Here is an 11,114-nt window from a genome sequence, read left to right as displayed (position 1 = left end):
TTCCCTTTCCGGCGGTTCCGACTCTATCAGATCCTTTCGGCGTCTGACTCCCAGTCAGGGGGGTTTGTCTTCCCGGCCGCTGGGCCGTTCCGACGAGTGAGACTTTAGCGGATTCCGCGCTCCCGAGCTAATCGGGGGCTGCGTTCTTTCGAACGCGGATTCCTCATTTCGCAAATACGCACGCCAAAGCAGTCGGCGCCGAGGCGTCGAAGAGTGGCTGGTACTTGCGGAATGGCTGTCCGGGGACCGACCGGAGTCGGCGCTCACGTCGGACAACCCGGAGAACAGTACGTATGAGCGTGGGGCGTGTCAACTCCTGTCCTGGGAGCCCCCGGGAGGCGTACGCTGGCCGACATGACCACGCGTACGTGTACCCAGCTTTGGTGGGCCGCCTGACGGCGGCCGTACTCACGTATGCATCCAACGGCCGCCGCTTCGGCGGCCGTTCTTGTTTCCCCCACCAGGACTCCGGGGGCCGGCCGCGGGAGCGGCGGCTTCGACCAGGAGGTGGAGTGGAGATGACGCGGGTCTTCAGCGGGATTCAGCCGACCGGGCACCTGACGCTGGGCAACTACCTGGGAGCCATGCGGCGCTGGGTCGAGACGGACCAGCACCGGGCCGACTCGGTGTTCTGCGTCGTGGATCTGCACGCGCTGACCGTGGACCAGGATCCGGCGCGGTTGCTCAGGCTCAGTCGGCAGACGGCGACACTGATGCTGGCGGCCGGGCTCGATCCCGAGGTGTGCACGGTGTTCCTGCAGAGCCATGTCGACGAGCACACGAGGCTGTCGTACCTGCTGGAGTGCGTGGCGACCGACGGTGAGATGCGGCGGATGATCCAGTACAAGGAGAAGACCGCGCGCGTGCGAGAGCGCGGCGGGACTGTGCGGCTGTCGCTGCTGACGTATCCGGTGCTGATGGCGGCGGACATCCTGGGGTACGGCGCGGACGAGGTGCCCATCGGGGACGACCAGGTGCAGCATGTCGAGCTCGCGCGGGATCTGGCGGTGCGGTTCAACCAGCGGTACGGGCGCACGTTCGTGGTGCCGGAGGCGACGCGTCCGGGAGTCGCGGCGCGGGTGATGAATCTGCAGAAGCCCACGTCGAAGATGGGGAAGTCGGACGACTCGGGTCTTGGGGTCGTCTATCTGCTCGACGAGCCGGACGCGGTGCGGAAGAAGGTCATGCGGGCCGTCACCGACAGCGGGCGGGGCGTGGAGTACGACCGGGAGGGGCGGCCGGGACTCGCGAATCTGCTGGAGATTCTCGCTGCGTGCACGGGCGGGAACCCTGAGTCACTGGCAGGCGTTTACGACTCGTACGGCGCTTTGAAGAAGGACACCGCGGAGGCCGTGGTGGAGGTCCTCGGGCCCGTGCAGGCCAGGCACAGGGAGCTGTGTGCGGATCCTGCCCATGTGGAGGGGGTGCTGCGGGATGGTGCGGAGAAGGCGAGGGCGATGGCCCGGCCGACCGTCGATGCGGCTTACCGGGCGGTCGGGTTGTTGCCACCGGTGTCCGAGACGGCGTTGAGCACGGCCGGCCGTTAGGACGGTCAGGGCCTGCCTGTCCGGACTCGGGCGTGCGGGGGCAGCCGGCGGTGCGCCGTCGCCCCCGGCGCCGGGTCAGTCCTTCTTGCCGGAGGCGAGTTCGCGGCTGCGGTCGCGGGCGGCTTCGAGGGCGGCGATGAGGGCGGCCCGTACGCCGTGGTTCTCCAGTTCGCGGATGGCGTTGATCGTCGTGCCGGCCGGGGAGGTGACGTTCTCGCGGAGCTTGACGGGGTGTTCGCCGCTGTCGCGGAGCATCACGGCGGCGCCGATGGCGGACTGGACGATGAGGTCGTGGGCCTTGTCGCGGGGCAGGCCGAGCAGGATGCCGGCGTCGGTCATGGCCTCGACCAGATAGAAGAAGTACGCGGGGCCGGAGCCGGACAGGGCGGTGCAGGCGTCCTGCTGGCTCTCGGGGACGCGGAGGGTCTTGCCGACGCCGCCGAAGATCTCCTCGGCGTGGGCGAGGTGCTGTTCGGTGGCGTGGCTGCCGGCGGAGATGACCGACATGGCCTCGTCGACGAGAGCCGGAGTGTTGGTCATGACACGGACGACCGGGGTGCCTGCGGCCAGGCGCTCCTCGAAAAAGGAGGTGGGGATTCCGGCGGCGCCGCTGATGATGAGGCGGTCGGCGGGGACGTGCGGGGCCAGTTCGTCCAGGAGGGTGCCCATGTCCTGCGGCTTGACCGTGAGGATGAGGGTGTCGGCGGTCTTGGCGGCCTCGGTGTTGCTGACCGGGGTGACTCCGTAGCGGGCGCGGAGTTCTTCGGCGCGTTCGGGGCGGCGGGCGGTGACCAGGAGGTCGGCGGGGGCCCAGCCGGCCCGGATCATTCCGCTGAGCAGGGCTTCGCCGATCTTGCCGGTGCCGAGGACTGCGACTTTCTGGCTCATGGGGTTCAGTCTGGCACCGGTGAGGAGGGGTGCGGACCGGTTGTCCGGTGGGCGGACGAAGGCCGAGGAGCGGCTGTTTCGGGCTCACGCGGTCCGGCGTCGCAAGGTCGCCGCGCCCAGCCCCAGCACCAGCACCGCGCAGCCCGCCACGATCAGGACGTCCCTCACGAAGGTGCCCGTCATGTCGGTGTGGTGCAGGACCTGGTTCATGCCGTCGACGGCGTACGACATCGGCAGGACGTCGGAGAGGGCGGTGAGCGCGGGGTGCATGTCGGACCGGGGAGTGAACAGGCCGCAGAGGAGGAGCTGGGGAAAGATCACCGCGGGCATGAACTGGACCGCCTGGAACTCCGAGGCCGCGAAGGCCGAGACGAAGAGACCGAGGGCCGTGCCGAGCAGGGCGTCGAGGAGGGCGACGAGGAGGAGCAGCCAGGGTGAGCCGGTGACGTCGAGGCCGAGCAGCCACACGGCGAGTCCGGTGGCGAGGGCGGACTGGACGATGGCGAGGGCGCCGAAGGCGAGGGCGTAGCCGGCGATGAGGTCGGCCTTGCCGAGGGGCATGGCGAGGAGGCGTTCGAGGGTGCCGGAGGTGCGTTCGCGCAGGGTGGCGATGGAGGTGACCAGGAACATGGTGATCAGCGGGAAGATGCCGAGCAGGGAGGCGCCGATGTTGTCGAAGGTGCGGGGGCTGGCGTCGAAGACGTAGCGCAGCAGGATCAGCATCAGGCACGGGACGAGAAGCATCAGCGCGATGGTGCGCGGGTCGTGCCGGAGCTGGCGCAGGACCCGGGCGGCGGTGGCAGCGGTGCGTGAGGTGCTGAGCGCGCTGGTGGGAGCGGCGGGGGTGGTCGTACTCATCGGGTCGTCTCCTGGGTGCGGGGCGTCTGCCGGGTGCGGTGTGCGGTGGTGGCTTCGTCGACGAGGCGGAGGAATGCGGCCTCGACGGTGGCGGTGCCGGTGCGGGTTCGCAGGGCGTCGGGGGTGTCGTCGGCGAGGATCTCGCCCTCGCGCATGAGGAGGAGGCGGTGGCAGCGTTCGGCCTCGTCCATGACGTGGGAGGAGACGAGGAGGGTGGCGCCGCGGGTGGCGGCGATGTCGTGGAAGAGGGTCCACAGGTCGCGGCGCAGGACGGGGTCGAGGCCGACGGTGGGTTCGTCCAGGACGAGGAGTTCGGGGGTGCCGAGCAGGGCCACGGCCAGGGAGACCCGGCCTCGCTGTCCGCCGGAGAGGTTGCCGGCGAGGGCGTCGGCGTGGCTGGTGAGGTCGACGTCGGCGAGGACGCGATCGACTTCGTGGCGGCGTTCGGCGGCCGTGCGGCGGGGGTCGAGGATCGCGGCGAAGTACTCCAGGTTCTGGCGGACGGTCAGGTCGTCGTAGACGGAGGGTGCTTGGGTGACATAGCCGATGCGGCTGCGCAGGGTGGGGTGGCCGGCCGGGTGGCCGAGGACGTTCAGGGTGCCGGTGACCTTGGCCTGGGTGCCGACGATGGAGCGCATGAGGGTGGATTTGCCGCAACCGGAGGGGCCGAGGAGGCCGGTGATCTGGCCGCGGGGCACGGTGAAGCGGAGGTGGTGCAGGACGGTGCGTGGGCCGCGGACGACGGTGACGTCGTCGGCCTGGACGGCATAATTCATCATGCGATGAATAATTGGCCCGGCGCGCCCTGGCGTCAAGGGCGGCGGCCGGAAAAGCACGGGTGGTGGCAGGCGGAAGCGGCGGCCGGGGTGGCGGCTGGGATGCCGTACCCGCCCGACCGCCGCTGTCCTGTGCGTGCGGCAGCCCTGGGTCAGGGTTGGGTGGCGACGAGGAGGAGCACGTCGGAGTCTCCGCGCAGGGCGTGACGCGGCAGCCGGAGCTGGCCACGGAGATCATGAGCCGGTACTACTGACCGGGCCGGACCGGGCCGGACCGGACCGTCCGCGGTCGGCCGGCGGAGGCGTCAGCGGCGGCGCTTCTTCCTCGACGGGTTGCCGGTACGCCGGGAGGTGCGGCGCTCGTACTCCTCGCGGGCCTTGTCGTACTCCTCGCGGTGCAGCTTCTCGCCGGGCGCCTCGGTGAGGGAGCGGAAGAAGTAGGCGAGGAGGGAGCCGACGAAGCCGATGGCGAGCAGGCCGCGCAGGGACGCCTGGCGCTGCGGGTCGTGCCGCGTGCCAAAGCCCTCCCAGGTGTTGCGGAAGGCGAGCGCGCTGCAGATCGCGAACATGGCGATGATCAGCACGGTCACGAAGGAGCCGGTGTCGGCGATCCGGATGCCCTCGTAGGCGAAGCGGAGGACCAGGCAGGAGACGGCGGCCGTGGCGAGCGAGCCGACGGCGACGCCGGCGCGGCGGGCCCCGTAGCCGTTGCCGTGGTTCACCCAGGTGGTGCCGAAGAAGCGGAGGGGCTCGGGCCGCGGGCCGCCACTCGGGGCCGCGCCCTCCGTCGAGCCCGCCGGGGTGTCCGGGGTGCCGGTTTCGTCGCTCACGGAACGATTATGGCGCCGGACGGGGGCGGGCTCCCGGTGGGGTCAGCCGCAGCACGGGGCGGTGTTCGACGTCCCGTACGGGCCGCTCACCGTCTCCCCGGCGTCCGGCAGAAGACACGGACGCCCGGGGCGACGGAGTAGTAGCGGTGACCCGTAGTGGTGGCCGCCGGGGCCGGTGAGCCCGTCAGGCGCAGCGCGACGCGACGTAGCCGTCGCTGCCGGTCTGGACGTAGGCGTCGGACACGTACTCGCCGTTGTCGATGTTGTCCCAGATGTTCGTCGTCCCGTACGGGCCGCTCACCTTGGTCCCCGGTGTCTGGCAGAAGATCGGGACACGAGTCCCTTCGGGCAGGACACGCACGATGCCGTAGCTGGTGCCGGGGCCGTTGCGGACGTTCACGCGCACGCCCGGAGCGACCGCGTACGTACGGATGGTCGCCTCGGCCGTCATGGCCTCCGGCTCAGTGCCGGTCTCGGCCTCTTCGGCACGGTCAACAGACATGCGAAACCTTCCCCCTTGAATTCCTGTGTGTGACTCGCGCGCGCAGGCTAGCAAGCCGCCTCTGTCTCGCACGAGTCATCGACTAGGCTCCGTGCGTCGCGCGCGCGGTCGAACAGCACGGGGGTGGTCGCATGACGCCACACAGGAACACGGGAGCGGGCGCGGAAGCGGAACTTCCCGAGTACGCCGGTCACTACCGCCTGGAGTCACGCCTGGGGTCGGGTGGCATGGGAGTGGTCCACCTGGCTCGCAGTACCTCGGGGATGAAGCTCGCGGTGAAGGTCGTACATGCCGAGTTCGCCAGGAATCCCGAGTTCAGAGGCCGTTTCCGGCAGGAGGTGGCCGCCGCTCGCAAAGTGAGCGGGGCCTTCACCGCGCCTGTCGTCGACGCCGATCCGGATGCCGGACGGCCCTGGATGGCCACGCTGTTCATTCCCGGTCCGACCCTTTCCGACGAGGTGAAGCGGAACGGGTCGATGGCGCCGGACCAGCTGCGCCGGCTGATGGCGGGGCTCGCCGAGGCGCTGCGCGACATTCACCGGGTCGGGGTCGTGCACCGGGACCTGAAGCCGAGCAATGTCCTGCTCGCCGACGACGGACCGAAGGTCATCGACTTCGGTATTTCCCGGCCGAAGGACAGCGAACTGCGCACGGAGACCGGCAAGTTGATCGGCACGCCGCCCTTCATGGCGCCCGAGCAGTTCCGCCGGCCGCGGGAAGTGGGGCCCGCCGCCGACATCTTCGCGCTCGGGTCCGTGATGGTGCACGCGGCGACCGGGCGCGGGCCCTTCGACTCCGACAGTCCGTATGTCGTGGCGTACCAGGTCGTGCATGACGAGCCGGACCTCACCGGGGTACCGGAAAGCATCGCTTCGCTGGTGCGGCGGTGCCTCGCCAAGGAGCCGGAGGACCGGCCGACTCCCGATGAACTCATGCGGGAGCTGCGGTCGGTGGCGGCCTCGTACGACACGCAGGCGTTCATACCGGCGCAGCGGTCGGGCGGCGGACCGGCGCCGAAGCCCCGTGCCGCGCAGCCGGAGCCATCGGGCAGGAGGCGCCTCGGAAAGAAGGTGGCCACGGGCGCCGGGGCGCTCGGTCTCATCGTGGCCGCCGCGCTTGTCTCCGTGCACCTGGCGGGAGGCGATGACCCCGCTCCGGCCCGCCCGCAACCGTCCACCAAGGCTGCGGTGTTCAGCTCCTGGAAGGCCGAGCCGGTGCCCGGAGGGGCGGGGATGCCTCAGTGTTCGTACCGGAGCGGTACGTTGTGGTGCGCGCAGCCCGGCGCGGTTTTCGCTCTCTCCCCCGCCGACGGACGACCGCTGTGGCGCCACTCGATCGCCGCCGGGCCCATCAGCGGGCCGCCGGTTCTCTCGGGCCCTGTCGTGCAGCTCTGCACGAACGGCAGCTCGCTGCTGACGGGCTTCGACCTGCGCTCGGGCAACGAGGCGGGGAAGCGGCCGCTGCCCCACGGCACAACGGTCCGGTACGCCGGCGACACGACGTTGCTCATCCGCGCCGACGGAACGATCACCGGCGTGGACAGCCGTTCGGGCCACACGAAGTGGACCCGGCGGCTCCCTGGCTACGGCACACCCTCCGTTGCCTCGTTCGCCGGGGACCCGCTGGCATACGCGACGTCCACGTCCGAGGAAGGGACGCGCACACACGTCACCGCGGTGGATCCGGATACCGGGGCCGTGCGCTGGGAGGCCTCGCTGCACGGGGCGCTCAAGCCCGTCGGCAGCCGGGGCGGGTCCCTGGCCTTCCTGTCCTTCGACAAGGCCTCCGGGGCGACGAACGCCGTGCTCCGCTACGCGCCTGCCTCGAAGACGTCGCGCTGGGTGGCGCTGCCGGTCCCGCGCTTCAGCTCCCAGGCCACCGCGCACGGCGACATGGTCTACCTGCTGTCGGCGGGCGGCTCGCTGGAAGCCTTCGACCTGGCCGCCGGTAAGCGGCTGTGGCAGGTCGAGACGTCCGTCAGCCGCGGCTCGGCGCCGGTCGGCGACGGTGAGCACGTCTACTTCACCGCCGCCGACGGACGTCTGCTGGCATTCGGCGCGCACGATGGACGCCTCACGGGGCAGACCCGGCCGCGACTCGGCGACCGCCCGGACGAGGTGACCGCCGATATACCGGCACCTCTGCTCGCCGACGGCCACGTCTACGCCGCCGCCCCCGACGGAACCGTCTTCGCCATGACCACGCGCGATCCGTCCCGTTGGTGACGTACGAAGGGGCCGCCCCCGGTGGAGGCGGCCCCTGAGGTCGTACGGCTGCTCAGCCCAGCTTCGTCACGTCGCGCACCGCGCCCTTGTCGGCGCTGGTGGCCATCGCCGCGTAGGCGCGGAGGGCGGCGGAGACCTTGCGGTCGCGGTTCTTGGGGGCGTAGACGCCGTTCAGGGCCTGCTCGCGGCGGGACAGTTCCGCCTCGTCCACCAGCAGCTCGATCGTGCGGTTCGGGATGTCGATGCGGATGCGGTCGCCGTCCTGGACCAGGGCGATGGTGCCGCCGGAGGCCGCCTCCGGGGAGGCATGGCCGATGGAGAGGCCGGAGGTGCCGCCGGAGAAGCGGCCGTCGGTGATCAGCGCGCAGCTCTTGCCGAGGCCGCGGCCCTTCAGGTACGAGGTCGGGTAGAGCATCTCCTGCATGCCGGGGCCGCCCCTGGGGCCCTCGTAGCGGATGACGACGACGTCGCCGTCCTTGACCTCCTGGGTGAGGATCCGCTGGACGGCCTCCTCCTGGGACTCGCAGACCACGGCCGGGCCCTCGAAGGTCCAGATCGACTCGTCGACGCCGGCCGTCTTCACCACGCAGCCGTCGACGGCGAGATTGCCCTTCAGGACGGCGAGGCCGCCGTCCTTGGAGTAGGCGTGCTCGGCGCTGCGGATGCAGCCGCCCTCGGCGTCCTCGTCCAGGGCCTCCCAGCGCTCGGACTGGGAGAAGGCCTCGGCGGAGCGGACGCAGCCGGGAGCGGCGTGCCACAGTTCGACCGCCTCGGGGGACGGGGAGCCGCCGCGGACGTCCCAGGTCTTCAGCCAGTCGGCCAGGGACGGGCTGTGGACGGCGTGGACGTCCTCGTTGAGCAGGCCCGCGCGGTGCAGTTCGCCGAGCAGGGCGGGGATGCCGCCGGCGCGGTGCACGTCCTCCATGTAGTACGTGCGGTTCTTCGCCACGTTCGGGGCGACCTTCGCCAGGCACGGGACGCGGCGCGAGACGGCGTCGATCTGCTCCAGGCCGAAGGGGACGCCCGCCTCCTGGGCGGCGGCCAGCAGGTGCAGGATCGTGTTGGTGGAGCCGCCCATCGCGATGTCCAGGGCCATGGCGTTCTCGAAGGCCTGGAAGGTGGCGATGTTGAGCGGCAGGACCGACTCGTCGTCCTGCTCGTAGTAGCGCCGGGTGAGGTCCATGACCGTGCGGGCCGCGTCGACGTAGAGCTGCTTGCGCGCGGTGTGGGTGGCGAGGACCGAGCCGTTGCCGGGCAGGGACAGGCCGATCGCCTCGGTCAGGCAGTTCATCGAGTTGGCCGTGAACATGCCGGAACAGCTGCCGCAGGTCGGGCAGGCGTTCTCCTCGATACGGAGGATGTCCTCGTCGGAGATCTTGTCGTTGACGGCGTCGGAGATCGCATCGACCAGGTCGAGCGTGCGGACCGTGCCGTCGACCAGGGTGGCTCGGCCGGACTCCATGGGGCCGCCGGAGACGAACACCGTGGGGATGTTCAGGCGCAGGGCTGCCAGCAGCATGCCCGGGGTGATCTTGTCGCAGTTGGAGATGCAGACCAGGGCGTCGGCGCAGTGCGCCTCGACCATGTACTCCACCGAGTCCGCGATCAGGTCGCGGGAGGGGAGGCTGTACAGCATGCCGCCGTGGCCCATCGCGATGCCGTCGTCCACGGCGATCGTGTTGAACTCGCGCGGGATGCCGCCCGCCTCCTTGATCGCCTCGCTGACGATCCGGCCGACCGGCTGCAGATGGGTGTGGCCCGGCACGAACTCGGTGAAGGAGTTCGCGACCGCGATGACCGGCTTCCGGCCGATGTCCGCACCGGGTACACCGGAGGCGCGCATCAGGGCGCGGGCGCCCGCCATGTTGCGGCCGTGGGTGACTGTGCGGGACCTCAGCTCGGGCATCGTCGCTCGCTCCTTCGAAGAACTGCTGCCAGAGGGTTCTGACTGTCTCCGAGCGTACGCCGGTGCTCCAAACGCTGGACACGGTTGTCCGGAATGCGGGACACCTGTTTCACCTGCGCAGGCTTCAGGGAGCCGTCAGATGCCCCTGCACGACGGGGGCGACCCGGGCGATGAGCTGTTCCAGGTCCGCGGACGCCAGCGGCTCCAGCTTGATCACGTAGCGCATCATCGCCGTGCCCACCAGCTGCGCGGCCGCCAGCTCGGCCCGCAGCTCCGGGTCCGGCAGGTCCACCTGGGCGGCGATACGGCGCAGCAGCTGGGAGGCGACGAGGCGGCGGAACACGGCGGCGGCGGTCTCGTTGTTCACGGCGGACCGGAGGATCGCGAGGAGGGGCGTACGGGTCGTGGGGTTGTCCCAGACGCCGAAGACGAAGCGGGTCAGCCGCTCCCCCACCCCCTCCAGGGGACCGTCGGCCACCGCGTTCGGCGCGTTCAGCGCGGGCGCGAAAGCGACCTCGATGGCCGCCTCGAACACCTGCTCCTTGGTGCCGAAGTAGTGGTGGACGAGCGCCGAGTCGACCCCGGCCGCCTTGGCGATCCCGCGTACGGACGTCTTCTCGTAGCCGCGCTCGGAGAACTCCTCGCGGGCCGCGGCGAGGATGCGGTCGCGGGTGTCGGCGGACTCGGCGCGCGGCGGGCGGCCTCTCCTGCGGGCCGTCGGCTCACCGGTGGCAGGCGTCTCGCTCATGGCCGGAGTCTCGTTCATCGCCGGTGCATCCGTGCCGCCGACGCCAGGTGCTTGCGGGTGAAGTGCAGGGCCTCGGCGAGGTCGGCCTCGCGCTCGGCGCCGGACATCGCCCGCCGGGTGTTGACCTCGATGACGACGTGGCCGTCGAAACCGGACAGCGTCAGGCGTTCCAGCAGCTCGGCGCAGGGCTGGGTGCCGCGGCCGGGCACCAGGTGCTCGTCCTTGGCCGAGCCCCGGCCGTCGGCGAGGTGCACGTGCCCCAGCCGGCCGCCCATGCGGTCGATCATGTCCAGGGCGTTCGTGCGGGCCGTCGCCGTGTGGCTGAGGTCGATCGTGAAGTGCCGGTAGTCGTCGTTGGTGACGTCCCAGTCGGGGGCGTAGGCGAGCATCTCGCGGTCGCGGTAGCGCCACGGGTACATGTTCTCGACGGCGAACCGCACGTCCGTCTCGTTCGCCATCCGCCAGATCCCGTCGACGAAGTCGCGCGCGTACTGCCGCTGCCAGCGGAAGGGCGGGTGGACGACGACGGTGGAGGCACCCAGCTTCTCGGCGGCCGCCCGGGCCCGCTGCAGCTTGACCCAGGGGTCCGTCGACCAGACCCGCTGGGTGATCAGCAGGCAGGGGGCATGGACGGCCAGGATCGGGATGCCGTGGTAGTCCGACAGGCGGCGCAGCGCCTCGATGTCCTGGCTGACGGGGTCGGTCCACACCATGACCTCGACGCCGTCATACCCGAGGCGCGCGGCGATCTCGAAGGCCGTCGCCGTGGCCTCCGGGTATACGGAGGCCGTCGACAGGGCGACGGAGACGTCCCTTGGTTCAGCCACGTCCGTC

10 protein-coding genes are annotated in these 11,114 nt (G+C 70.8%); 2 read left to right on the top strand and 8 right to left on the bottom strand.

Going from position 1 to position 11,114, the window contains the following annotated elements; genetic code table 11:
- The first annotated feature begins 518 nt into the window (after positions 1 to 518).
- Positions 519 to 1,547 (top strand): tryptophan--tRNA ligase, encoded by a 1,029-nt coding sequence (trpS, locus tag ABZ624_RS19635; RefSeq protein WP_360090021.1) that lies wholly within the window; start codon positions 519 to 521, stop codon positions 1,545 to 1,547.
- Positions 1,548 to 1,622: 75 nt separating this feature from the next.
- On the opposite strand, the gene proC is transcribed toward trpS, so the two are convergent.
- The 5 genes from proC to ABZ624_RS19610 form a co-directional block, all read right to left on the bottom strand.
- Positions 1,623 to 2,435 (bottom strand): pyrroline-5-carboxylate reductase, encoded by an 813-nt coding sequence (gene proC / locus ABZ624_RS19630; RefSeq protein ID WP_360090018.1) that lies wholly within the window; start codon positions 2,433 to 2,435, stop codon positions 1,623 to 1,625.
- Positions 2,436 to 2,519: 84 nt separating this feature from the next.
- Entirely contained in the window at positions 2,520 to 3,293 is a 774-nt protein-coding gene (locus tag ABZ624_RS19625) for an ABC transporter permease (protein WP_360090015.1), read from the bottom strand.
- Positions 3,290 to 4,072, bottom strand: coding sequence for an ABC transporter ATP-binding protein (locus ABZ624_RS19620; RefSeq protein WP_360090012.1), 783 nt, complete (start codon positions 4,070 to 4,072; stop codon positions 3,290 to 3,292). Before ABZ624_RS19620 ends, ABZ624_RS19625 begins: the two co-directional genes overlap by 4 nt.
- 302 nt (positions 4,073 to 4,374) lie before the next feature.
- A complete protein-coding gene (locus ABZ624_RS19615) occupies positions 4,375 to 4,899 on the bottom strand; it encodes an EamA/RhaT family transporter (RefSeq protein WP_360090009.1) in 525 nt (174 codons plus the stop codon).
- A 184-nt stretch (positions 4,900 to 5,083) separates the two neighbouring features.
- Complete coding sequence (locus tag ABZ624_RS19610; protein ID WP_360090006.1) at positions 5,084 to 5,401, bottom strand: SH3 domain-containing protein; 318 nt, start codon at positions 5,399 to 5,401, stop codon at positions 5,084 to 5,086.
- Between the two features lie 131 nt (positions 5,402 to 5,532).
- On the opposite strand from ABZ624_RS19610, the gene ABZ624_RS19605 reads away from it, so the two are divergent.
- Positions 5,533 to 7,626: a serine/threonine-protein kinase gene (locus ABZ624_RS19605; RefSeq protein WP_360090003.1), complete on the top strand. Its 2,094-nt coding sequence runs from the start codon at positions 5,533 to 5,535 to the stop codon at positions 7,624 to 7,626.
- Positions 7,627 to 7,678: 52 nt separating this feature from the next.
- Here ABZ624_RS19605 and ilvD read toward each other — a convergent pair whose 3' ends face one another.
- The 3 genes from ilvD to ABZ624_RS19590 form a co-directional block, all read right to left on the bottom strand.
- The gene (ilvD, locus tag ABZ624_RS19600; RefSeq protein ID WP_360090001.1) at positions 7,679 to 9,532 is read right to left on the bottom strand and encodes a dihydroxy-acid dehydratase; all 1,854 of its coding nucleotides are present in this window, start codon (positions 9,530 to 9,532) and stop codon (positions 7,679 to 7,681) included.
- A gap of 124 nt (positions 9,533 to 9,656) precedes the next feature.
- Complete coding sequence (locus ABZ624_RS19595) at positions 9,657 to 10,280, bottom strand: TetR family transcriptional regulator (protein WP_360089998.1); 624 nt, start codon at positions 10,278 to 10,280, stop codon at positions 9,657 to 9,659.
- 14 nt (positions 10,281 to 10,294) lie between these two features.
- Positions 10,295 to 11,107, bottom strand: a complete 813-nt coding sequence (locus tag ABZ624_RS19590) for a sugar phosphate isomerase/epimerase (RefSeq protein ID WP_360089996.1) — start codon at positions 11,105 to 11,107, stop codon at positions 10,295 to 10,297.
- Positions 11,108 to 11,114 lie beyond the last annotated feature (7 nt).

The sequence above is a fragment of the Streptomyces sp. NPDC007205 genome, from assembly GCF_040634095.1.
Lineage (GTDB): Bacteria > Actinomycetota > Actinomycetes > Streptomycetales > Streptomycetaceae > Streptomyces.
The sequence above is the reverse complement of the archived record's forward strand: the minus strand, read 5'-3'. Positions and strand labels throughout refer to the sequence as shown.

Coding starts and splice junctions, on each gene's coding strand:
- trpS (WP_360090021.1), top strand. CDS start 519: ATGACGCGGGTCTTCAGCGGGATTCAGCCGACCGGGCACCTGACGCTG.
- proC (WP_360090018.1), bottom strand. CDS start 2,435: ATGAGCCAGAAAGTCGCAGTCCTCGGCACCGGCAAGATCGGCGAAGCC.
- ABZ624_RS19625 (WP_360090015.1), bottom strand. CDS start 3,293: ATGAGTACGACCACCCCCGCCGCTCCCACCAGCGCGCTCAGCACCTCA.
- ABZ624_RS19620 (WP_360090012.1), bottom strand. CDS start 4,072: ATGATGAATTATGCCGTCCAGGCCGACGACGTCACCGTCGTCCGCGGC.
- ABZ624_RS19610 (WP_360090006.1), bottom strand. CDS start 5,401: ATGTCTGTTGACCGTGCCGAAGAGGCCGAGACCGGCACTGAGCCGGAG.
- ABZ624_RS19605 (WP_360090003.1), top strand. CDS start 5,533: ATGACGCCACACAGGAACACGGGAGCGGGCGCGGAAGCGGAACTTCCC.
- ilvD (WP_360090001.1), bottom strand. CDS start 9,532: ATGCCCGAGCTGAGGTCCCGCACAGTCACCCACGGCCGCAACATGGCG.
- ABZ624_RS19595 (WP_360089998.1), bottom strand. CDS start 10,280: ATGAGCGAGACGCCTGCCACCGGTGAGCCGACGGCCCGCAGGAGAGGC.